Source organism: Streptomyces sp. NPDC092952 (assembly GCF_044754785.1).
Classification (GTDB): domain Bacteria; phylum Actinomycetota; class Actinomycetes; order Streptomycetales; family Streptomycetaceae; genus Streptomyces.
Window position 1 is genome coordinate 103,180 of record NZ_JBIVPT010000020.1, and the last position, 21,648, is coordinate 124,827.

The window sequence follows — 21,648 nt, forward strand, 5'->3', positions numbered from 1 at the left end:
TTAGGTTGAGTAATGAGTTACGCTAATGAACATGCCTGACCTGATCCACGACGGCGACAGTGCCGCCGCCGTGAGCTCCCTCCGCTCCGCCGTGATGCTGCTCAGCCGGCGCCTCAAGCACCAGCGCGTCGACGAGTCGCTGAGCCCCACCGAGATGTCCGTGCTCGGCACGCTCGCCCGGTGCGGCTCGGCCACCCCGGGCGAGCTGGCCCGCAAGGAGCACGTACAGCCCCCGTCGATGACCCGCATCGTCGCGCTGCTGGAAGCGAAGGGCCTCGTCAGACTGGAACCGCACCCCGATGACCGTCGCCAGAAGGTGGTCAGCCAGACCGAGCGGGCGGAAGCCATGCTCGAAGAGAGCCGCTCCAAGCGGAACGCCTGGCTGACCGCCCTCGCCGAGGGCCTGGACGAGGAGGAGTGGGAGACGCTTCGCAAGGCCGCACCCGTGCTGGAGAAGCTCGCCCACCTGTAGCGGGGCGGGCGGCCGCCGGTCCACAGCCGGCGCGCCGCCCGTCCGGCCGCCCCGTCACCCAGTGACCGCAGATGCCCGAGGAGGCGAACCCCTTTGAGTACGGGATCCGGAGCAGACTCCGCCCCCGCACCGACTTCCACCCACGAGAGCAAGTCCGGCGGGACCTTCTCGTCGCTGAAGATACGCAACTACCGCCTGTTCGCCACGGGCGCCGTGATCTCCAACACCGGTACCTGGATGGCCCGGATCACCCAGGACTGGCTCGTGCTGAGCCTCACCGGCTCCGCCGCCGCGGTCGGCATCACCACCGCCCTCCAGTTCCTCCCGATGCTCCTGTTCGGCCTCTACGGCGGAGTCATCGCGGACCGCTTCCCGAAGCGGAAGCTGCTGCTCGTCAGCCAGGCGGCGCTCGGCCTGTGCGGCCTCGCGCTCGCGGTGCTCACGCTCTCCGGCGTGGTCCAGGTGTGGCACGTCTACCTGATCGCCTTCCTGCTCGGCGTGGTGACGGTCGTCGACAACCCGGCCCGTCAGTCCTTCGTCTCCGAGATGGTCGGCCCCGCCCAGCTCCGCAACGCGGTCAGCCTCAACTCGGCGAACTTCCAGTCCGCCCGGCTCATCGGCCCGGCCGTCGCCGGTGTCCTGATCACCACGGTCGGCAGCGGCTGGGCCTTCATGTTCAACGGCCTGTCCTTTGCCGCCCCGCTCGTCGGCCTGCTGCTGATGCGCCCCGCGGAGTTCCACAAGGTCACCGTCGTCCCGCGCGCCAAGGGCCAGCTCCGCGAGGGGCTGCGCTACGTCTCCGGCCGCCCCGACCTGATCTGGCCGATCGTCCTGGTCGGCTTCGTCGGCACCTTCGGGTTCAACTTCCCGATCTGGCTCACCGCCTTCGCCGACGAGATCTTCCACGGCGGCGCCGGGATGTACTCCTTCTTCAACATCCTCATGGCGGCCGGCTCCCTCGCCGGAGCCCTGCTCGCCGCCCGCCGCCGCTCCTCCCGGCTGCGGATGCTGGTGGCCGCGGGAACCGCCTTCGGGCTGCTGGAGATCATCGCGTCGATGGCCCCGACCGTCTGGATCTTCGCGATCCTGCTGCTCCCCATCGGCATGATCGGGCTGACGACCAACATCAGCGCGAACACCAGCGTCCAGATGGCCGCCGATCCGGCCATGCGGGGCCGGGTCATGAGCCTCTACATGATGGTCTTCGCCGGCGGTACGCCGGTGGGCGCCCCGATCGTCGGCTGGATCAGCGACGCCTACGGGGTCCGTACCGGCATGGCCGTCGGCGGGGCGTTCTCGCTGCTGGCGGCGATCGGCGTCGGCCTGATGCTGGCCCGCGCGGGCGGCCTCAGGCTCCGGGTGGACCTGCGCCCCGGGCGGCCGCACGTGCGTTTCGTACCCCGCGAGGAGCTGGCCGCCGCGGCGTAGGCCGGAGAACGGCGCGGACACGCCCGAGCGACACCGCCCGTACCGCCCGTTCACCGGGGGGTACGGGCGGTGCCGCTCGGGCGGGCGGAACGGGCCCGGGCGGCCCGGGGCGGTGCGAGACTCGGCGCATGAGCCGTCTCCGACTCTTCGTCGCCGTGCTGCCGCCCGCCCCCGCCGTCGAGGAGCTGCGCCACGCCGTCGCCCCGCTGCACGCCTCGCCCGAGGCCGCCGGGCTCCGCTGGACCGGCGTGCCCGGCTGGCACTTCACGCTCGCCTTCCTCGGGCCCGTGGACGAGGAACTGCTGCCCGAGCTGACGGAGCGCCTCGGCCGGGCCGCCCGCCGCACCGAGCCCTTCCCGCTGCGCCTCCACGGCGCCGGGCGGTTCGGCGACCGGGCGCTCTGGGCCGGGGCGGCCGGTTCGCTCGACAGTCTCCGGCTCCTCGCCGAGCGCGCCGACGCCGCCGCCCGCCGCACCGGCATCCCCATGGACGAGCACCGCCGCTACACCCCGCACCTCACCCTCGCCCGCAGCCGCCGCGCCGGGGCCGATCTGCGCCCCTGTGTCGAGGCGCTCGCCTCCTTCGAGGGCACGGCGTGGGAGGTCGGCGAGCTGACCCTCGTCCGCAGCAACCTGCCGGACTCCGGGGTGCTCGGAGAACGGCCCCGGTACGAAGTGGTCGCCTCCTGGGCGCTGGGACACTGAGCCGGGCGGTTAGGCTCGAAGGGTGGATCCCAAGACCAGAAACCGCATCATGGCGGCCGCTCTCGTACTGATGTTCGCCGTCGTCGCCGTGGCAGCCGCCGTCGGATCCTGACCGGCGCCCCGCCCCGCCCCGATCCGCTCCAAGCGGTGCGCACGGTCCCGTCCCACCGCCACTCCGTGCGCCGGGGCAGACCGGGGAGCGGGGCGCGGCCCGTGCACCACAGCAGGGTGGCGGATCCGGCGACCTCGCGGGCCTGCTCCGGGGAACCGGAACCGAGGCCGACCAGGGTCCGGCCCGCCGGGGCGCCCTCTGCGGGGCCGAGGGCCGGGCGCAGCGCGTCGTGGTCCAGTACGCGGGTCAGGACCAGCGGGCTCGCCGCGACCGCCTCCGCGGCCGTCCGGGCGCCCCGGTCGACCAGCGGACCGGGCAGCGCCTCGACCGGCCGCTGACGGTCGAGGACCTGGCACGACGGGCCGCGATGAGCCCGCGCAGCCTCTACCAGCGGTTCCAGGCGGCCACGGGGGCGACCCCGTGGCGGTGGCTCCTCGACCAGCGGCTGCGACAGGCCCAGAGCCTGCTGGAGGCGACGGACCTGCCGGTCGCCAGGGTCGGTGAACCGAGCGGCCTCGGCACGGCGAACGACTTCCCCCCCCCCCCACCACTTCCTCAAGCGGATCGGGGTGTCGCCGAGCGGCTACCGCCGGGCCTTCCCCGGACGTAGCGGTTCGCGGCCGGGTCAGGGGCAGAGGGTCTCGCGCAGCGCGGCGTTCAGCCGCTTGCCCTGCGCGTCCGTGAGCGGCCGGGCATCGGTTCCGAACCGCTGGGCCGCCAGCGCGTCGGCCTTCGGGGAGGCGATCGAGGAGCACTGGTTCCGCCCGGCGTCGATCGCCCGCTCCTCGTCCACGACGAGCTGCGGGTCGACGGCCGCGATCGCGTCCAGGTACGCGTCCCGGGCATCACCGGTCGGAGCGGACGGGATACCGGCGGCCCGTTCGGCGGCGGCGACCCCCTCCGGCGCGGGCTTCGTGACGTCCTTCTCGGCCGAGCAGGCGGTCAGCGCGAGCAGCGCGGCGGCGGCGAGAAGGATGTGAACGGGTCTCACGGTGGCACTCTCCATGCGTAGTCCTGTGCCCCGTCAGACGGGCGAGCTCCCCGAAGGGTTGTGGCGCACGCCCGTGCGAGGGCGTACGGGCGGGCCGTCGTCGTACCGCTGTCGGAGGAGAACGGAACGACGACGGCCTCCCGTACGCTCGGGCGCCCGTCGGGGTCCTACCAGGCGAAGGCCTCCGGCGAGGGCCCCGGACCCGGGAAGATCTCGTCCAGCGAGGCCAGCAGCTCCGCCGACAGCTCCAGCTCCAGCGCCCGCAGCGCCGAGTCAAGCTGCTCCCGGTTGCGCGGCCCGACGATCGGCCCGGTCACCCCGGGACGGGTCAGCAGCCAGGCCAGACCGACCTCGCCCGGCTCCAGCCCGTGCTTGTCGAGCAGGTCCTCGTACGCCTGGACGCGCTCGCGCTGCGCCGCGTCCTTGAGCGTGTCCGCGCTGCGGCCCGAGACCGAGCGGCTGCCCGTGCCCTCGCGTTCCTTGCGGAGCACCCCGCCCAGCAGTCCGCCGTGCAGCGGGGACCACGGGATGACCCCGAGGCCGTACTCCTGCGCGGCCGGGATGACCTCCATCTCGGCGCGGCGCTCGAACAGGTTGTAGACGCACTGTTCGCTGACCAGGCCCACCGAACCCCGCCGGGCGGCCAGCTCATTGGCCTGGGCGATCTTGTAGCCGGGGAAGTTCGACGAGCCCGCGTAGAGGATCTTGCCCTGCTGGATCAGGACGTCGATCGCCTGCCAGATCTCCTCGAACGGGGTGTTCCGGTCGACATGGTGGAATTGGTACAGATCGATGTAGTCGGTCTGGAGCCGCTTCAGCGACGCCTCGACCGAGCGCCGGATGTTCACGGCGGAGAGCTTGTCGTGGTTGGGCCAGGCCTCGCCGTCGGGGCCCATGTTCCCGTACATCTTGGTGGCCAGGACCACCTTGTCGCGGCGCTGGCCGCCCTGGGCGAACCAGGTGCCGATGATCTCCTCGGTGCGGCCCTTGTTCTCGCCCCAGCCGTACACATTCGCGGTGTCGAAGAAGTTCAGACCCGTGTCCAGCGCCGCGTCCATGAGGGCGTGGCTGTCCGCCTCGTTGGTCTGCGGGCCGAAGTTCATGGTGCCGAGGACGAGACGGCTGACCTTGAGTCCGGTGCGTCCGAGCTGTGTGTACTCCATGGACGACAACCCAACGCCTTCGAGTCCGCTCGAAGCAAGGGCATCGGGTACGCGCCGCCCCCGGTGGTCCCGTCTCTCCGGACCACCGGGGGCGGCGCGACGCCCGACCCGGCCGACTACTTCAGGTAGACGATCCCGTCGGCGGTGACCGTCGGACGGCCCGAGGTCGCCACGACGACGATCTTGACGGTGTGCTTGGCACTGGACGACCAGCTCTTCGTCCACAGCGCGTCGCGGTACTTGGTGGTGCTGGACTTCAGGTCCACCGTGGACACCTTCTTCCCGTCCACGTACACGTACACCTGCCCCGAGCTGCTGGCCCGGGAGGCCACCAGCGCGACCGAGCGTCCGGTGAACGTCCAGCTCAGGCCGGCGTTCTTCGCGGAGCTGGAGTACGACTTGCCGCCCAGGTAGCTGGTGGACGACTTGGTCGTCCACGTGCCGGTCTTCGTGGCGGCGGTCTCCTGCATGATGACCGGCGTACCGGCGACCGACGCGGTGGCGGTGTTGCCCGCCAGGTCGTACGCCTTCATGGACCAGGTGGTCGCGGCGCCCGACTTCGCGGTGTGCGAGGCGCTGGTGGTCGCCGGACCGTACGTCTTGGCGACCGGCGCGGTGAGCCGGACCTCCTTCAGTACGGCGGTGTCGGCGGCCTTCCACTTCAGGGTGAGCGGCACGGCGGTGGTGTTCACGGTGCCGGTGCGCAGCGCCAGGTTCGGCTTGGTGGGGAACGTCGGCGCGGTCTTCTCGGCGACCACGGTGGCCGCCGCGGAGGTGGTGGTCTTCCCCGACTGGTGCGTGGCGCGGACCTGGACCTTGTGCGTGCCGAGCGCCAGGGCGGCGGCCGCCGATGTGGCGGTGGACGCGGTGGTGGCGACGGACACGCCGTCGACCAGCAGCTCGTACTTGCTGATGAACACGTTCGGGGTGCTCGCCGACCAGCCGACGGTCACCGCGGACTTGGTGTAGTACGTGGAGCCCGAGAGCCCGGCGCCGGTCACCGACTTGATCGCCAGCCCGGTGACGGGGCCCGCGGCGAGCGCCCGGACCGTGCCCAGCTGCCCGTACAGCGCGGTGCCGGGGCACTGGGTGTTGAAGCCGTCGCGGTGCCCGGAGATCTGGTTGAAGGGGTACTTCGCCCCGGCGGTGAACGCCTTGCCGAAGTAGTTCTTCCCGGAGGCGCCCGCGGTGAGCGTGGTGGTGCCCGCCGGGTCGCCCTTGTACTGGCCGAGCTTCCACGCGGCGACCCGGGCCACCGACGTGGTCACCGCGGCGGGCGCGGTCGCGCCGGTGTACGTACCGATCACGGCGATACCGGCCGACTCACGGTTGAAGCCGTAGGTGTGCGCGCCGAGCACCGGCCGGTCCACGCCGCCCTTGCGGCCCTCGAAGACGGTGCCGCACTTGTCGACGAGGAAGTTGTAGCCGATGTCCTTCCAGCCCTCGCTCTTGACGTGGTACGCGTACAGGCTGCGCACGATCGCCGGGGACTCGGCGCAGGTGTAGGTGCTGTTCCCGGCGGTGTGGTGGACGAAGACGGCCTTGACGCCGTCCAGGTACTCCGGCGCCTCCGGGCTCATCGACTCGTCGGCGCCCCAGCCGGCCCGCGAGGTGATCGGCGGCTTCGGCACGCTCGACGACGGCGCGGGCGGCAGCGTCGTGGCGGGGGAGGAGCCGGCCGGGGCCGAGGGGGTCGGGCTGGCCGGTGCGGTGGACTGCCCGGTGGTGGGCGCGGGGGACTCCGGGACGGGCGGCGTCGGCTCGGCGGACGTGGTGCCCTCGTCCGGAGCGGCCGGGTCGGTGGTCTCCGGGGCGGCGGGCCCGGTGGGGTCGGTGGCGTCGGTGCCGGGCGGGTCCTCGGCGGGGAGGTCGGCGGCGTACGCAGCCGGCTCGGCGGCGAAGGTGGTGCCGCGGCCCGGGTCCACGGTGTCCAGCCGGAGCCCGGCGGGCAGCTTCGTGGAGATCCTGCCGCCCGCGTTGATCCGTGCCTCGACCCCGTTGGAGGGGCCCACCCAGAGCGGCTCGGTGCTGCCCCGGGTGCCGGACCTGCCGGCCTCCGTACGCCCGTCGCGGTCGGTCTCCAACGGCGTCCAGGCCGTCCAGTTCCCGGAGGCGGCGGACCGGGTCCGGACCTCTACGGCACCGGTCACCCGGGCCGCCGGGTCGCTCCAGGTGATGCCCAGCATGCTGAACGCCGCAGTGTCGCGCCTGCCGAGCGCCGCGGACGTGCCGCCCTCGCCGAGCTTCAGCGAGGTGCTGCGTACGTCGGTCCTCGGCGGGGCGGACGTGGCCTCGGTGTCCACGGAGGAGTTGCCCGTCACCCCCTCGAAGACCAGGACACCGGCGACGGCCGAGGCCGCGACGGCGGCCGTGACCCGGGCTCTTCGGTTCGACAGCAGCCGTCTCTTCGGCGCTGCTCCGTGCTTCGATCTCAAGTCGTACCCCAAGGATCGTCTTCGACGTCTTCTCATCCGCTGACAAGCCGCTGCGGTCGACGGCGAGCACTGGTCGAGGATGACCTGGTGGGGGGTACGAGTGCTCCCGCGCCCTGCACAGCGGACCCCAAGCTTCGCATGCGTGTGCGATGCCTCTTCCGGGCCCCCTGCCGGGGCGTAGCCTGGCCGCCGTGAACTCCGTGCCGAGCGTCCTGGCCGTACTCGACGAACTGATCCACAGCGTGACCCCCGAGCAGCGCGGGGCCGTCTGGCAACTGGCCGAACAGGGCCGCGAGCTGGACGCCAACCTGGTACGCCTGCCGCCCGGCGGCGAGGTCGGCACGCACCAGGAGGACGTGCTGGACGTCCTCCTGATCGCCCTCGACGGCAACGGCCGGCTGGACGCGGGCGACACGTCCCTGGAGCTGACCCCCTCCACGGTGCTCTGGCTCCCGAAGACCTCCCGCCGCGCGCTCGCCGCGGGCCCGGACGGCCTCACCTACCTGACCGTCCACCGCCGCCGCCCCGGCCTCATGATCAAGCCCGCCCCGACGCCCGCCGCCCCCACGTACGAGGCCGGCGAGCCCCCGTGCATGCTCGACCGCGTCTGCCCCGCCTGCGGCCACCTCTCCCAGGACCCGGAACCCCTCTTCTGCAGCCGCTGCGGCGAACGGTTCGCGTAGGGACTGTTCCGTCGGGACCCCGAGTCGGCAGTGTGCTGTCCCGGGGTACTGGCGGGAGAAATGAATTCAGGGATACCGGGCAGCCCTCAGCTTTCCGGCGGAATTCCAGTTCCTCCGCGCTTCTCAAAAAGTCTGATGAGGTCTCTCGGGTCCCGGTCCAGGATTTCCTCAACCTCGCCAACCCTCACCTCTGGGTGATCGTAATCAGGGGTTTTGGTCATGCTGAATCCGGGGCAACACAGATAATACAGATCTTCGGATGAATAACAGACGAGCGGGATTCCGGCACTCTGCATTCGGAGAGTGATTCTCCATTCGCGTTCTCCGGAGTAGGAAACCTCGGACCCTTGCTCCACGAGCTTTGGGATCACCTCGTAGTAGGAATGCTCTGAGAGTGGGTTCCCTTCGATCTCGATTCTGGCGATCCGATTCCCGAGGAGAGGTCTCAGATCTTGGACCGTATTTCGCTGGATGCTCAGAAAGTCCAGATCGGAAAAATTTTCTACCCCTGTGATTCCACTCAATCCACTGTCGTGGACGCGGAGTGAGGCCAGAAGGCTCAGGTTCGAGAATTCATCGAACGAGACAGGGTCGCATCCAGCCAGGATGAGAACTTCAATGTCCGGGAAATTTCGCAACCCCACCAGGGAGTCGCTGTACCGAACGAACAAGTCCCTGACAGTTTCGCTCGAATCTCCCTTAAGCCGCTTGTTGAGTGCTGTCAGACGAAGTGCCTTTTCTAGTGCTGGTCCGACTGGGTACCTCATTTAAGGACTCACTCCCCGGTGAGACTTTTGCGAGCTTCTTTGAAGTCTTTTCTGACGCGGTCGTAATTGAGCCTTTGGAGGTCCTCCAGTTCTCCGAGCTCGATGTTCAAGTGCTCATCCACGGTGCGTGCACCGTCGGATGTCACCTTAATCATTCGATATATTGCGTCCACCTTTACGTTGCGCATGTCGGCAGCGATGGGGTGAGCTTTCGGGTCCCATATGAGCCGACTGATCTCGGGTAAAGTGCCGGATTCAGGCAGCTGCGCTGCAAGTTTATCGAGGAAATCTATGGCCGTTCCGGCAGGGTTGGCGCTGACGAAATCGTCAAACATCTTCCGAAGTCCGTCGTGCCACGGACCGTCACCCTCGTTGAACGTGAATTTTCTGTCCGATGTCTTGATGAACGCACCTACATGTGCACCTATCACGCCGCGCGTGACCAGACCGGTTCCTTCCGGTACCTCTATTCGGTAGATAACGTCGGAGGTGAATGAACGAAGCTTGTGGTGCAATGTGAGCCAGTCCTGTGCTTCTTTGAGGCGATTCTTTTTCCGGTGGTCAACGGCGAACTCCAAAACTTTAGGTATGTAGTCAGTCGTGATCCATTCGTGTTTGCCTCCATCTGCTTCACGGAACTTTGACTTCACGTATGCCTTGGAATTGCTGTGAGTGTCCCACAGTTCTTTGAACTTTGGCCAATCGATCCCTTGGATCGACCCTCCTTCCATTATTATCCGAAGGAATTCAATGATCTTTTCCCGTGGAGAGGCCTGAACCTCGTTGATGGCCTTCTCCAGGTTCGGATCCGGAGCCTTGGTCCCTTTGGGGAAGGGGAGGAAGCGCCCGTAGATACCTTCTTCCGGCAGGAAGCGCATCCTTCGGAGTTCCTTTCGGATCTCCTCATCTCCGGGCTTTCTTGCGCGCGTGAGTCCGACCTTTCTTAAGGTATTGAGAGCCCCTCTGCCAAGTAGGTCAACCACATCCTTCCGGGCGTAACATTCAGAATTCCCGAGGACTCGGTTATAGAAGTGATCCAGCTTGGGATCGCTTCGCCCGTCGGAGTAGTAATCGTGTGCAATTTTCTTGTGAACCTCCTTTTTCTTTATGTAATTCTGTGCCAGGATTCGGGTCGGCAAGAGGATGTTCTGGTTCTCCCAGAGCTTTCCTTCGGTGGCCTCGGGGTGGCCCAGTTGTTTATCCCACCAGTCTGCGTGAACTTTTCCTATCAGAATTTCTGCATGCTTCTCAAAGTTTTCACCGACCAGGCCAACATCGGAATGCGGTCGACTGTCTTCTTCCGGATTTATTTTTGCGTGGGCACGATAGGATCCGTCCGGTGAATTGATAAGGCGGAGTTCCTTCAGTCCTCTCTTCCTCTTTATTCGTGGAAGCTCCTTCTCTATCCCGCCCTTTGATATTTCGTTTGAGCGCATGAGTTTTTCCACGTCCTGGATGGCGGCATGGACGGCTGCGCTCTTCTGGTTGGGGTTTCTTGAGTCCTCCTTGTCGGCCTTTCCTTCCCTGGCTGGATTTTTATTCTTTTCGGATTTCTTTGGCTTGAGTTTGTTCCAGAGTTTCTTTCCGGCTTTGGTGATGAGGTTGATGATTTTGTCGATGGCGCGGTTGACGGGTTTGGCGACGGTATGGAAGACGGATTTGACTTTGTTGGCGAGGCCGCTGATGCCAAGGAGTGAGGCGAGGAAGCCGATCAACAACGGGATGCTGGTGGCGAGGGCGGTTTCGACCATTTTCGGGACGCCGGCTGCGCCGCCGTTGGCGATGGCGGTGACGGCGTCGAGGACGGCGTTGACGAAGTCGACTATTTGGGCGCCCTGGTTCACGATGAACGTGACGATGTCGATGATGCCTTTGACGGCGCGGACGAAGGCGGAGGCGGGGTTGAGGAGGGAGATGATCCAGGTGATGCCGGCGATGAGGACGGTGGGGATGAGGTAGGTAGTGAGTTTTTCGAGGATGGTGGCTTTGAGGTCGCCTGCTTCTTGGGTGATTTCGTTGACGGCGCCGGCGGGGCCTTCGGTGGCGAGTTTCTTCGCGACGGGGACGGAGGTCTCGATGGTGGTGAGGGCTTGTTCGGGGATGCCCTTTCGGGTGATGCGGGTGCGGATGTTGGCCCAGGTGAGGCCGAGGAGGGCGCCGATGAGCTGGATGATGCCCTTGAGGTCGAAGCGTTGGGGGAGTTCGAGTCCGGCTTTGACGGCGGTGCCGAGCAGCCAGGAGACGAGGCCTGTTTTGAGGTGGTCGGCGATGTTGGTGATGAAGAGGTGGAGTCCGGCGCCGACGGCCTTGACGAGGTTGCCGAGGAACCCGATGGGGTCCTTGATGATCTTCATGATCGCGGCGGCGGCCCTGGCGAGGATGTTGAGGAGGAGGTTCTTGAGTTCGTTGATCGTCTTGATGACGCCGACGATCGCGTCCTTCGCCTTGTCGACCAGGCCTTTGTTGGCTTCCTGGAGTTTCTTGATCTCCTCGTCGACCTTGTTGAGTGCGGCGGTGTATTTCTGGGCGAGGTCTTGGACGAGCTGTTCGGACTTTTCGTTGACGGTGGATTCGAGGTCGTCGAATTTCCCGGCGAAGTCCTTCGCGGCGTCCTGACCGAACCCGCGGAGGTCGGCGGGGAGTTTGTCGACCTCCGCCTTGAGTTCGGCCCGCCCCTTGGCGATGCGGGTCTTCGCGCGGCCGAGTTCGGTGCCGATGATGTCGGCGACGGACGAGATGACGGTCTGCATCTTCGCCACGTAGAGCTTGCGGGCTTCCTGGAAGAGGTTGTCGGCCTCCTTCGGCATGCCCATGAGTTTGTCCTTGGCCCATTTCGCGCCGCCGAACATGCCTGAGTAGCGTTTGTCCTTGTAGGCCTTCATGCGGCGTTTGTGGTCGGCGGTGAACGCGTCCCGGGCGGCTTTCTCACCGGTGGTGAAGGCGGTGTCGACCTTTTTGTCGAGGTCGGTGAGGGTGGTCTCGACGTCCTTCTTGGTGGTGTCGTAGACCTTCTGGAGTTTCGCGGTGGCCTCGGCCCGCCGTTTCTCGTCCCGGGTCTTGGTTTCGTTCTTGCCGCCGTCGACGTGTTTCCCGGCCGAGGCGCGGGTGGCGGTGAGGGTGCTGAGGGCCTGGGCGCCGGAGGCGGCGGCACCGGCCTTGGCCGTGGTGAGCTGCTGGTTCTCGGCCGCCCTGCCTTTGGCGGGGGCTTTGGCGGAGTCGGTCTCGGCGGTCTTCTTCGCGGACAGGGCCTGGTCGAATTCGGGTTCGTTGCCCTTGGCGAGCTGGTCCTCGGTGACCTCGGCGTCGGCCATGGCCTGGTCGTTGGCGGCGGGGCCCTGGGAGAAGTCGGTGACCGCGGGGGGCTGTTTGTCGGGGACGGCGTCGGCGGCGGGGGGTGCGCCGGGGTTGGGCGGGGGCTGGTCGGGGGACATCGGGGTGACGGGTTTGTCCTTGGCCGCCGTGGTGTCGGGCGGGGCTTTGGTGGTGGTGTCGATGTCCTTGGCGGAGGCGGTCTTTCCGTCGGTGACCTTGCCGTCGACCTCGTTCTTGATCTGGTCGGCCTTGCCTGACTTGGAGAACTTGTCGGCCTGGTCGAGGTTCTTGGGGGCCTGGGCGTCGATGGCCTTGTTCACGGCGTCGATGAAGGCTTGTTTGTTGAACTCGCCGGGTTTCGCGGCGTTCATCTTCTCCGCGTTGGCGGCCTTGCCCTGGGCTTCCCTGTCGTCCGGGGGCGCGACCGCGGCGTCCTGGGCGGACTTCGACTCGGTGGCGGCGGGGGCGTGGACGGTCAGGCGGGTCTTCTTCGCCGCGATGTCGGCCTTCACCTTCCGGAACCCGGGGGCCTGGGCGGGTGAGGGCTTGACGGGTGGGGTGTAGCGCTGGGCGACCAGACGGGACACCGCACGGTTCCCCGCGGCCCGTTGGAGGTGGTGCAGACGCTGCAGGCCCGGTCCTCCGGCGGCCCCGGGCGCGGGAGAACGCGACACTCCGAGGCCGGGCGCCACACTTTTCTGCTGGGGGGCACCACCACCCCGACCGGACCCCGACCCGGAACCGGACGTGGACACCGAGGAGGAGTCCTTTCCCGGAACCGCCCTCATCAGCCCTCCCGGCCTCCGGAATGCCGCTCACTCACCCACTCGCCCACCTCAGACTGCGTGGCGACGCCACCGGCCACGTAGAAGAACGGGCCAAGCGAAAGGGCAACGCCCCCTGCCCTTGCGGTCAGTGACGCCGGGAACGCGTAAGGAGAGGGCTGCGGGGCAGCGGTGACGGAGTGCGCGGCCGGACGGCCGACGGACCGGAGAGCGGAGCGGCCGCGACCGGTGGTACCTCGACATGAAAAGTGAGTAAGTGACGCTACACGCTGTGCATATGACTAAGCGTCTAATCTGTTTCATCCATGTAGTCCACAGGGGGTCGCATGCACAGCGAGGGTACGTCCGGTCGTGATTCGGGCCACGGGGACGGCGACGGCCTGCCCCGCGGCGCCCACAACGGCTGGTCGGGCGACTCTCCCCCGGGCGATCCGGCCGAGTCGTCCCAGCCACGGCCGAGGACGCATGGAGATCCGGAAACCCCGGAGCCGGGAAACCGGCCCGTGGCCCCCGTGCCGCACATCGTGATCGACGGCCGCTACGAGCTCCTGCACAGCCTCGGGCGCGGCGGCATGGGCGAGGTCTGGGAAGCGCTGGACACCCGCCTGGACCGGCATGTCGCGGTGAAGGGCCTGCTTAGCCGGGACGCCGCCGGGGCGGTCACGCAGGAGCAGATGATGCAGCGGGCCCGGCGCGAGGCCGCGGCCATCGCCAAGATCCGGCACCCCAACGTGGTGGCGGTGCACGACCGGGTCGAGTCCGGCAACCAGGTCTGGATCATCATGGACCTGCTCGACGCGCGGTCGCTCGCGGACCTGATGCGCGAGGAACGGCGGCTCTCGGTACGGCGAACGGCGGCGATCGGCCTCCAGGTGCTCAGCGGGCTGCGCGCGGTGCACGAGGCCAAGGTGGTGCACCGGGACGTCAAACCGGCGAACATCCTCTTCGCCAAGGAGGACTTCGCGATCCTCGTCGACTTCGGGATCGCGACATTCGACGGAGCCGCCCCGCTCACCAAGGCCGGTGAGCTGATCGGCACCTTCAAGTACCTGGCGCCCGAAATCCTCAGCCAGACCTCCCAGGAGTACCCCGCGACGGCCGCCTCCGACCTGTGGTCGCTGGGCGTCACGCTGTACGAGATGGTCGAGGGAAGGCACCCCTTCGACCGGCCGAACGAGTACGAAGTCCTGGTCGCCGCCTGCCGGTCCGCCCCGCTGCCGATGGAGTACGGAGAGGAACTGGCCGGCGTCGTCGGCCAGCTCATGGACAAGGACCCGACCCGTCGCCTGAGCGCCGAGGGCGCGGAGAACCTCCTCCGCGACATCCTCCGCAGGACGGCCCCGGTGCCGGTTCAGACGCCGGGGCCGGGGCCGGTACCGGGGCCGGACGGCGAGCCGGTGGTCCGGGAAACACGCAAGAACCAGGAGCGGGAAGAGCGGCGGAAGCAGAAAGCGGAGGAGTCCGGCTCCGAGGACCCCCGTCACCCCGTACCGCCCCGGCCCCTGTCCCCGCCCCGGCCGAAGAAGCCGGTCCCGTCGTGGCGGAAGCTCACGGTGGGCGTCGTCTGCGGTGCCCTGCTGCTCGGCGCGGGCTGGTACACCGTGGAGCGGATGCGGGGAACCGGCGAGGCGGAAGCGGGCAAACCGCCGGCCCGGGGTGCCCGGTCGGAGCCGTACATCAAGACGCACGACAGGCTGAACGTGGGTGTCAAGGCCGATCAGCCCGGGCTGAGCGAGCAGAAGAACGGCACGTACCAGGGGTACGAGATCGATCTCGCCTACGCGATCGCCAAGGAGATGGGCTACGAGCGCTCCCAGGTGACGTTCCAGACCGTGAGCACCGAGAACCGGAGCACGATGCTGCAGAAGGGCGACGTGGACCTGGTCATCGCCACCTACAGCATCACCGAGGAGCGCAAGCACGCGAAGGCCCCCGACTACAGCGTCGCGTTCGCCGGGCCGTACTACGTGGCGAGCCGGGGCTTCATGGTCCTCAAGAAGGCGAAGAGGGGAGCGATCGACGACTCCCGGATGCTCAAGGAGAAGCAGTACGAGGTCTGCACGGCGCGCAGCTCGACGTACGAGTCATGGCTGCCCACGGCCGGTTACCACATGACGGGTTCACTGCCGAACGGCTACGACCGGTGCGTCCGCGACCTGCTGGACCCGCGGTCGTCGGTGTACGCGGTGAGCACGGACGACGTCATCCTCGCCGGATTCGTCAAGCGCAACCCCGGCAGGCTGAAGCGGCTGGACAGCGGGCCGGGTGCGGAGGGGTACGGCGTCGCGATGAAACCGGACGAGAAGGGGCTGAAGAGCGAGGTGTGCGCCTCGCTGCGGAAGATCATGGACAACGGGGAGTGGCAGCGGCTGTTCAACAAGTACCTCGGCCCGCTGCTGGACCGGCCGGACCCGCCGAACAAACCGGAGATGACGGAGTGCACGTCCGCCTGACGTACCGGCCCGGCCCTCAGCGGTCGACCGTCCACGACGCGTCGGACGGCGGCCGCCCCGTGGCGAGGAGGTGGCGGACGATACGCAGTCCCTCGGCGAGCGGCACGGTGTCGGCGTCGGGGTACTCGTCCTCCTGCCCGTTGGCGAGTACGTAGCCGTCGCTCCACCCCTCCGCACCGGGGTCCGTGGCATGCTCGCCCGGGTCGCCGGGATGTTCGAGCAGCATCACCATGGCCCGCCCGGTGTTGCTCACGACGAACAGGGTCCGCCCGGACGCGCTCTCCAGCACCGATTCCAGCGCGCCGCCGGTGATCCGCGCCCGGAGCAGCTCCGTCACGTTCCCGGCGGAGACCACGGCGGCACCGCCGGCGAGAACCCACGATTCGACCATGCCCGCACACTCCCACATCCAGGACGGGGCCACCCGCGTCACGTGGCACCGCGGACCCGTCTCGTCGCCGCTCTCGCTGCGGCGCCCGGCGGTGATCGGTAGCCTCGCCGTATGGGTTTAGACATCACGGTGATGGTCGTCGACTGGTCATGGCTGGGCGAAGTGCCCGCGCATGAACGGCTGTCGAGGCTCTGGTGCGCCTGGGACGCCGACGAGACGGGGCTGTGGGACTACGAGGCACCCACGGTACGGGGCGACTGGGCGCGGCCGAAGGGGCCGGACAGCGACCGTTTCGCCGTCTACGAGTTCCTGTACACGCTCGGGTCGTACAAGCCGCACTTCTGGGCGACGCACCACTGGGACCACGTACGCGACCACGCCGACCCGTCGCTCCGCGCCGAACTGGACGACTTCCTGCTCGGCCTGATCTGGGACGGCCCGGACGGCGAATCGGGCCGGACGGACCTGGAGTTCTTCGCCGCGACGGCCGCCGCATCCGGCGACACGCCACCGTGCGGGACCAGCCTGCTGCTCGCCCGCTCACCGGAGGGCGTCCGCGAACTGGCCGCCACCTGGGAACGCGTACACCCGCTCCTCGACGGCCTGCGCGAACCGTTCGCGAAGCACACCGCGGCCGTGTCCTCCGACGGCCGGCCCGCCGACTTCGACCACGGCTTCGTCCACCTGCTGACGGAGTGGGCCCGCGTCCTCACCGAGGCGGCGGCGCGGGGATGGGGAGTCGTGGGGGTCAAGGGCTGACAGGCTCCGCCGCGCCGGCCCATCAGATGCGGGCATCGACGTACCGGGCGATCCGGATGACCCGGGGCGCGTCCTCGGGCGGCACCAGATGGTTGTTCTCCCTGACGTGGGCGAGGAACTCCGCGGGAAGTTCCACATGATGTGTCCGGACGTAGAACCAGAGGTCGCCACGCCAGATCCATTTCCCGTCGGAGAGGATGGAGTCGCCCCCGAGTACGGTGTGTCCGGAGCCGAGCACGTCCTCGGAGGTTCCCATGACGCTGAATATCTCGTGCCCGCGCCGGAGGTATTGTGCGATCCGCTCGGCGTCCTCGTAGGGTTCCGGCGCGAGGAAATCATGAATGCTTCCCCTCGGGGTTCCGAAAGAAGGGGGCCAGAGTTCCTGGAAGAAGTCGACGATCATCATGTCTCCGCCAGGGCGCCGCCCGAGCAGCGGAGTTCCGTGGCAGGGAATTGCTCAGACAAAGAAGTCCTCCGCGTCGGGGTCGGGTAGGCCCGTCAGGAATCGGGAGAACGCGTCCAGGGTGTTTCCGCCCAGAAAATAACCGCCGGTATGATGGAGATGGAAGAACCGTTCCCCTTCATCCACCAGGAGAATTCCGTACTCGGATGATTCGTATCCGACGGGGAATAGCTCCGTGCCCAGTCCGGACGAAAGCTCCCGGATCAGCCGTGCGTCGCCATCATATCCAACGGTCGGGTCCATGACCCAGGAACAGCGCTGCACCGTAGGGTGCTTGAGGGTGAGCAGCCCGAATGAACGGATCACGTGCACCGCGGCCGGTACCGGCCGCAGAGGACATTCCTGCCGCGCCGAGTCCCGCACCCGCACCTGAACGAGCTCCTCGGCCCGCGCCCCGAGGTCACGACCGGGTGCCCAGCCATGGGCGACGAGCCACTCACGTATGTCGGGTGTCAGTTGATCGGAACGCATCCGTTGTCTCCGTTGTCGCTTCGCCGGTGTCCGGTACGGGGGAACCAGCCGTGTCGGACCGGTCAGTCGCACCCGGGTCCGGGACGCGGACGAAGGAGTCCTCCGCGTCCAGGGGAGCGGTCCTGTCCAGGAAGCGGGCGAGCGCGTCCGCCATGCTCGCGCCCATGTAGTAGCCCCCGGTGTGGTGGAGTTGGAAGACGCGTCCGGATCTGTCGGCCAACAGGATTCCGTACTCCAGGGCTTCGTAGCCGATGGGAAAGAGCTCTGTGCCGAGCTCGGCGGCCAGCTCCGCGATGGCCGTGGCGTCGCCCCGGTACCCGAACGTGGGGTCCATGATCCACGCCGATTCCGGGTCGGTGGGGTGGGCGATGCGCAGTTCACCGTAGTGGCGCATGATGCGAACCGCTTCCGGCGGGGGAGTCAGGACGATCCCGTGCTCCTCGGCGTCCAGCACCCGGATCCGAACCCATTCCTCGGTGCGGGCACCGATGTCGCGGTCGGCTGACCACTGGCATGTGGTCAGCCAGGCACACACCTCGGGCGTCAGCCGGTCATGATTCAACGCCGGTCTCCTCGGGGTCCCGAAGGGTGAAGGCCGACGAGTGTATCCACTGGTGTTCGACCCCTTCGCCGTGGAAGCTACCGCCCCGTGCCTGCTTGCCAGTTCTTCGTGGGCCGCCCCTCCTCGTCCCACTGGCGGTCGGCGAGCATGGGGCCACCGGTCTCGGGGAACTCCCTCTCGGCAGCGAGCACACCGTTCGGATGCCGTTCCCTGGACACGCCGACCGCGCGTCCTCCGTGTGCCGTCCCCTCGGACCGGAGGGTGCCATCCTCGTACCACTCACGGCTCGGGCCGTGCCGCACTCCCGCCACGTAGGAGTCCAGGCTGACCGGAGCGCCGCCCAGGCGCTCCTCCACCTCGCCGGTGAAGGGCTCTCCGCGGTGCAGCAGGCGCTGGCCCTGGTTCATGTCGACTTCGGGGGCGTCGATGTCGATGCGTCTCATGCGGCTCCCCGGCCCGGTTCCCCTTCGGCCTGCGACCGGATCCGGCGTCCTCCTGGTGCGGAGTCGGAACCGGGCGGGGTCACCCCTGGTCGGCGTGCCACTTCTTTGTCGGGTTCCCGTTCTCGTCCCACTCGGTGATCTCCAGCTGCCGGAGTCCGTTCGCGCTCATGAGTACCCGCGAGGCGAGTCTCCCGTTGGGGTGCCAGTCCTTGGCCTCGCCGACGGGGAAACCGGCCCGCAGCGTTCCCTCGGACCTCGGTGTCCCGTCCGCGTACCACTCCTTGGACGGTCCGTCCTCGATCCCGTCCTTGTAGGTGACGAGGCTGACGAGCGTGCCGCGCTGGTACTCGATGAGCTCGCCGGTGAATCTCCGCCCCTGGTAGGAGACGACCTCGCCCTCGTCCATCTCGCATTCCGGGTCGTCGATGTCGACGCGGGAAAGTGCCATGACAGCCTCCGGTCCTCGGGCCCGGGCGGGTCCTTGAGGGTGAGCGGGCCGGGTGCACCGTTGACGTGCACCGCGGTCGGTACGGGCCACGGGGCGCGCTCCTGGCGCTCCGTGGCCCGTACCTGGACGACGATCCTCGGCCCGTGCCTCGTGTCCCTTCCGGGCGCCCCGGGTCAGTTCCCGGCCAGCTCCCGCAGCGTCGCGAAGTCGCCCGCGTCGGCGGGGGCGGCTCCTGCGGCTTGCCCGGCCACGGGATCCGACGGGGCGCCGGCCAGCTCCGCCAGTGCGGCCGAGGGGGACAGCCCGCGGTCGTACGCGGCCTGCAGGCGGTCCAGCCAGATCAGGCCGGCCCGGTAGCCGTCCATGTCGGCGGCGTCCCGCGGCTCAAAACTGGCCGCGTTCTCGGCGTCCGAGGCCCAGAGGTATCCGAGGAGGCCCTGCCCGCCGAGCACCGGAAGGTACTGGACGGGGCCGGTGGCCTCGCGCCGGTAGGAGGCCGTGAACTGCGGGGTCTGGCTGAAGATCCCGTTGCGGTAGGGGATCTCGAACCGGCCCCACACGTCGGACGGCGACCCGTCGTCGTCCTCGAAGTGGTTCTCGACGCCCGTTTCGGTGGGGATCCCGAACCAGGTCGGGTCCTCGGGGTCGGTCTCCAGGCCGAGGGCCTCGGAGAGGTCCGCCAGGGCCGCGGCCAGGCGCGGCTGGTTGCGCGTGAAGACGTCGTCCTGCTCGCGCCCCCGGAGGTCGTACGGCATCCAGGCGTCGGAGAACGTCGTCAGCTCCACGTGGAAGAAGCTCTCGGACACGTCGACCGCGAGCCGGAACAGCCCTTCGACCGCCTTGGCCCCGGCGGACGTCTCGACGAGGCCGTCACAGGACGCGGACAGCTCCACACCGCCCACCTCGCCGTCGCCGATCCTCCGCACGATCGTCGGTACGAGGGCGTCGTCGGCCGGGAGATCCGCTCGGAGCACGAAATCCTGGCGCCCCGGCTCCGGAACCAGAACGGTCACCTTTCCGCCGTGGGGGGTACCCAGGTGGTGGCGGCCGAGGACGCCGAGTGCCGTGGAGAACCTGCGGGCGGCTTCCTGGACCAGGTCGGTCTCATGCCCGGGATCGCCCCAGGACCATCGGGCGACGGGGGTGGTGGCGATCAAGGCCGTCCTCCTGGCATGAAGTTGGAACCGGGCGGATACATGAGTGTGCCGTCCTCGACGCGGAGCACGACGGTCACGCCCTTCTCGTTGTGGATTCTGGTGAGGTCCTTCTCGACCCCCTGGGCGAGCATGTCCGCCATGGTGCCCTTGGTGTCGACGACGAACACCTTGACGTCCGCTCCCGAGTCGGCGAGCTGCCCGATGTTCTGCCACATCTTGGAAGTCACCTTCTTCGGGTTCGCGACTTCCTTGAACTGGTAGCCGTAGACCTTGCCGTCGGCGTCCCTGGCCATGACGTCGAGGTCCGTCCTGGCACCGGTGGTTACGTCCGGCTTGATGACGACATCCTTCTTGATCTCGAAGCTGATGTCCGTCACCCCGCTGTTCTGCAGGCGCTCGGCCAGCCGGAGCTGTTCGATACCGCCCGACATCCCATTCTTCTGGGTGAAGCTGGACACCACCTGATCGTAGTTCGTCAGCCCCTTGAACCGGCCGGAGGCAATCAGGTTCGCCATCTCCTGGCCCGAGGGATGGTCGGCCAGGTTGGCCAAGGCCTTGTCCAGGTCACCGGGTTTGACCTTCGAGCCGCGCATCTGGTCCCGGATGAGCTGTTCGGTCTTGCCGCCGAGCTCCATGGGGCCGGACTCGTGGGACGGCCTGTCCCAGTTGCCGGGCTCGCCGGGGCCGTCACCTCCGCCGGGACCGTCGCCGTGGCCGCCGGGGCCGTCGCCGCCAGGACCGTCTCCGTGGCTGCCACCAGGGCCGTCGCCGTGACTGCCGGGGCCGTCCCCATGACCGCCGGGACCGTCTCCGTGGCTGCCAGGGCCGTCGCCATGGCTGCCGGGGCCGTCCCCGTGACTGCCGGGACCGTCTCCGTGGCTGCCACCAGGGCCGTCGCCGTGGCTGCCGGGCGGTTCGTGGCTGGCGTTGGGGCCGTGGCCGAGGTCGTCGGCGTGGCCGCCGGGGAGGTTGTCGCCCGCGTGCCCGCCCGGAAGGTTGTCGCCGAGGTGGCCCGTGGGCAGGTTGTCGCCGACATGGCTGCCCGGGAGGTTGTCGCCGAGATGGTTGCCGGGGAGGTTGTCGCCGAGGTGGACGGGGTCGCTGATGTCGCTGCCGAGATGGACGACGTTGTCGCCCGTGTGGGCGCCGGCGTGGGCGACGTTGTCCGCCGTGTTCGCCCCGACACCGACCAGGGCCGGTTCCTTGGCCGGACCGTCGGGGTGCGGGGTGGTCGAGTCGGTGTGCGGAGTGGTCGGGCCGTTGCCGTCCGTGTGCGGGATGGTGGGCGACGCCTCCTTGGGGGCGTCGCCTGCGTGCTGGACGATCTTGCCGTCCTTGTCGAGGAGGTTCCCGTCGTTGTCGAAGTACTGGCCGGGATTGTCCGGAGCGCTCGGGAGCTTGGTGGTGTTCTCCGGGATGACGGGGACGTCGTCGGGGAACTTGACGTTCCCGCCGGGGAGTTCGACACCCCCGTCGGGGATCTTCGCCCCGTCGGGGAGGTGGAAGGTGCCGTCCGGCAGCATGGTCGAGCCATTGGGCAGGGTGACCGCGTTGTCCGGGAGTTTGGGGATCTCGATGTTGGAGATGCCCTTGAGGCCCTTGGTGATGTCGCCGATCTTGGAGAGTCCGGTGCCGGCGCCCTTGGCGAT

18 protein-coding genes and 2 pseudogenes are annotated in these 21,648 nt (G+C 68.3%); 7 read left to right on the top strand and 13 right to left on the bottom strand.

The features are described 5' to 3' along the window. Positions 1-31 precede the first annotated feature (31 nt). From ACIQGQ_RS31905 to ACIQGQ_RS31920, 4 genes and pseudogenes are all read left to right on the top strand, one after another. On the top strand, positions 32-472 hold the full coding sequence (locus ACIQGQ_RS31905; RefSeq protein WP_366297705.1) for a MarR family transcriptional regulator: 441 nt from the start codon (positions 32-34) through the stop codon (positions 470-472). Between the two features lie 93 nt (positions 473-565). Beyond that, positions 566-1,900 (top strand): MFS transporter, encoded by a 1,335-nt coding sequence (locus tag ACIQGQ_RS31910; protein WP_402402464.1) that lies wholly within the window; start codon positions 566-568, stop codon positions 1,898-1,900. Positions 1,901-2,028: 128 nt separating this feature from the next. Beyond that, positions 2,029-2,604, top strand: coding sequence for an RNA 2',3'-cyclic phosphodiesterase (gene thpR, locus ACIQGQ_RS31915; protein WP_402402467.1), 576 nt, complete (start codon positions 2,029-2,031; stop codon positions 2,602-2,604). A gap of 404 nt (positions 2,605-3,008) precedes the next feature. Continuing rightward, positions 3,009-3,318 (top strand): annotated as a pseudogene (locus tag ACIQGQ_RS31920) (helix-turn-helix domain-containing protein); the annotation flags it as partial. A gap of 23 nt (positions 3,319-3,341) precedes the next feature. Here the strand turns inward: ACIQGQ_RS31920 and ACIQGQ_RS31925 are convergent. From ACIQGQ_RS31925 to ACIQGQ_RS31935, 3 genes are all read right to left on the bottom strand, one after another. Then, a complete protein-coding gene (locus tag ACIQGQ_RS31925; RefSeq protein WP_402402470.1) occupies positions 3,342-3,707 on the bottom strand; it encodes a hypothetical protein in 366 nt (121 codons plus the stop codon). Positions 3,708-3,874: 167 nt separating this feature from the next. Then, positions 3,875-4,870: an aldo/keto reductase gene (locus tag ACIQGQ_RS31930; RefSeq protein ID WP_402402473.1), complete on the bottom strand. Its 996-nt coding sequence runs from the start codon at positions 4,868-4,870 to the stop codon at positions 3,875-3,877. A gap of 116 nt (positions 4,871-4,986) precedes the next feature. Continuing rightward, entirely contained in the window at positions 4,987-7,269 is a 2,283-nt protein-coding gene (locus ACIQGQ_RS31935) for an N-acetylmuramoyl-L-alanine amidase (RefSeq protein ID WP_402402523.1), read from the bottom strand. Positions 7,270-7,496: 227 nt separating this feature from the next. On the opposite strand from ACIQGQ_RS31935, the gene ACIQGQ_RS31940 reads away from it, so the two are divergent. Then, positions 7,497-7,988 (top strand): cupin domain-containing protein, encoded by a 492-nt coding sequence (locus ACIQGQ_RS31940; protein ID WP_402402476.1) that lies wholly within the window; start codon positions 7,497-7,499, stop codon positions 7,986-7,988. Between the two features lie 86 nt (positions 7,989-8,074). On the opposite strand, the gene ACIQGQ_RS31945 is transcribed toward ACIQGQ_RS31940, so the two are convergent. Continuing rightward, the gene (locus ACIQGQ_RS31945) at positions 8,075-8,755 is read right to left on the bottom strand and encodes a hypothetical protein (RefSeq protein WP_402402479.1); all 681 of its coding nucleotides are present in this window, start codon (positions 8,753-8,755) and stop codon (positions 8,075-8,077) included. A gap of 8 nt (positions 8,756-8,763) precedes the next feature. Next, positions 8,764-12,654 carry a hypothetical protein gene (locus ACIQGQ_RS31950; protein WP_402402481.1) on the bottom strand — a complete coding sequence of 1,297 codons (3,891 nt, stop codon included), beginning with the start codon at positions 12,652-12,654 and terminating at the stop codon, positions 8,764-8,766. A 701-nt stretch (positions 12,655-13,355) separates the two neighbouring features. On the opposite strand from ACIQGQ_RS31950, the gene ACIQGQ_RS31955 reads away from it, so the two are divergent. After that, entirely contained in the window at positions 13,356-15,305 is a 1,950-nt protein-coding gene (locus ACIQGQ_RS31955) for a serine/threonine-protein kinase (protein WP_402402484.1), read from the top strand. A gap of 16 nt (positions 15,306-15,321) precedes the next feature. On the opposite strand, the gene ACIQGQ_RS31960 is transcribed toward ACIQGQ_RS31955, so the two are convergent. After that, positions 15,322-15,696, bottom strand: coding sequence for a hypothetical protein (locus ACIQGQ_RS31960; protein ID WP_402402487.1), 375 nt, complete (start codon positions 15,694-15,696; stop codon positions 15,322-15,324). Positions 15,697-15,807: 111 nt separating this feature from the next. On the opposite strand from ACIQGQ_RS31960, the gene ACIQGQ_RS31965 reads away from it, so the two are divergent. Further along, entirely contained in the window at positions 15,808-16,455 is a 648-nt protein-coding gene (locus tag ACIQGQ_RS31965; protein ID WP_402402489.1) for a hypothetical protein, read from the top strand. Positions 16,456-16,477: 22 nt separating this feature from the next. Here the strand turns inward: ACIQGQ_RS31965 and ACIQGQ_RS31970 are convergent, their stop codons facing one another. The 7 genes and pseudogenes from ACIQGQ_RS31970 to ACIQGQ_RS32000 form a co-directional block, all read right to left on the bottom strand. Further along, a complete protein-coding gene (locus ACIQGQ_RS31970; RefSeq protein ID WP_402402492.1) occupies positions 16,478-16,861 on the bottom strand; it encodes a hypothetical protein in 384 nt (127 codons plus the stop codon). 51 nt (positions 16,862-16,912) lie between these two features. Continuing rightward, the gene (locus ACIQGQ_RS31975; protein ID WP_402402495.1) at positions 16,913-17,389 is read right to left on the bottom strand and encodes an SUKH-3 domain-containing protein; all 477 of its coding nucleotides are present in this window, start codon (positions 17,387-17,389) and stop codon (positions 16,913-16,915) included. After that, positions 17,355-17,951, bottom strand: a complete 597-nt coding sequence (locus ACIQGQ_RS31980) for an SUKH-3 domain-containing protein (RefSeq protein WP_402402498.1) — start codon at positions 17,949-17,951, stop codon at positions 17,355-17,357. Before ACIQGQ_RS31980 ends, ACIQGQ_RS31975 begins: the two co-directional genes overlap by 35 nt. A gap of 77 nt (positions 17,952-18,028) precedes the next feature. After that, the gene (locus tag ACIQGQ_RS31985) at positions 18,029-18,394 is read right to left on the bottom strand and encodes a toxin-antitoxin system YwqK family antitoxin (RefSeq protein ID WP_402402501.1); all 366 of its coding nucleotides are present in this window, start codon (positions 18,392-18,394) and stop codon (positions 18,029-18,031) included. Between the two features lie 79 nt (positions 18,395-18,473). After that, the gene (locus ACIQGQ_RS31990) at positions 18,474-18,842 is read right to left on the bottom strand and encodes a toxin-antitoxin system YwqK family antitoxin (protein WP_402402504.1); all 369 of its coding nucleotides are present in this window, start codon (positions 18,840-18,842) and stop codon (positions 18,474-18,476) included. Positions 18,843-19,015: 173 nt separating this feature from the next. Next, positions 19,016-19,999 (bottom strand): hypothetical protein, encoded by a 984-nt coding sequence (locus ACIQGQ_RS31995; RefSeq protein ID WP_402402507.1) that lies wholly within the window; start codon positions 19,997-19,999, stop codon positions 19,016-19,018. Then, positions 19,996-21,648: pseudogene (locus ACIQGQ_RS32000) on the bottom strand (hypothetical protein); the annotation flags it as partial. The gene ACIQGQ_RS31995 and the pseudogene ACIQGQ_RS32000, both read right to left, overlap by 4 nt.

Coding starts and splice junctions, on each gene's coding strand:
- ACIQGQ_RS31905 (WP_366297705.1), top strand. CDS start 32: ATGCCTGACCTGATCCACGACGGCGACAGTGCCGCCGCCGTGAGCTCC.
- thpR (WP_402402467.1), top strand. CDS start 2,029: ATGAGCCGTCTCCGACTCTTCGTCGCCGTGCTGCCGCCCGCCCCCGCC.
- ACIQGQ_RS31930 (WP_402402473.1), bottom strand. CDS start 4,870: ATGGAGTACACACAGCTCGGACGCACCGGACTCAAGGTCAGCCGTCTC.
- ACIQGQ_RS31945 (WP_402402479.1), bottom strand. CDS start 8,755: ATGAGGTACCCAGTCGGACCAGCACTAGAAAAGGCACTTCGTCTGACA.
- ACIQGQ_RS31960 (WP_402402487.1), bottom strand. CDS start 15,696: ATGGTCGAATCGTGGGTTCTCGCCGGCGGTGCCGCCGTGGTCTCCGCC.
- ACIQGQ_RS31965 (WP_402402489.1), top strand. CDS start 15,808: ATGGGTTTAGACATCACGGTGATGGTCGTCGACTGGTCATGGCTGGGC.
- ACIQGQ_RS31970 (WP_402402492.1), bottom strand. CDS start 16,861: ATGATGATCGTCGACTTCTTCCAGGAACTCTGGCCCCCTTCTTTCGGA.
- ACIQGQ_RS31975 (WP_402402495.1), bottom strand. CDS start 17,389: ATGCGTTCCGATCAACTGACACCCGACATACGTGAGTGGCTCGTCGCC.
- ACIQGQ_RS31985 (WP_402402501.1), bottom strand. CDS start 18,394: ATGAGACGCATCGACATCGACGCCCCCGAAGTCGACATGAACCAGGGC.
- ACIQGQ_RS31990 (WP_402402504.1), bottom strand. CDS start 18,842: ATGGCACTTTCCCGCGTCGACATCGACGACCCGGAATGCGAGATGGAC.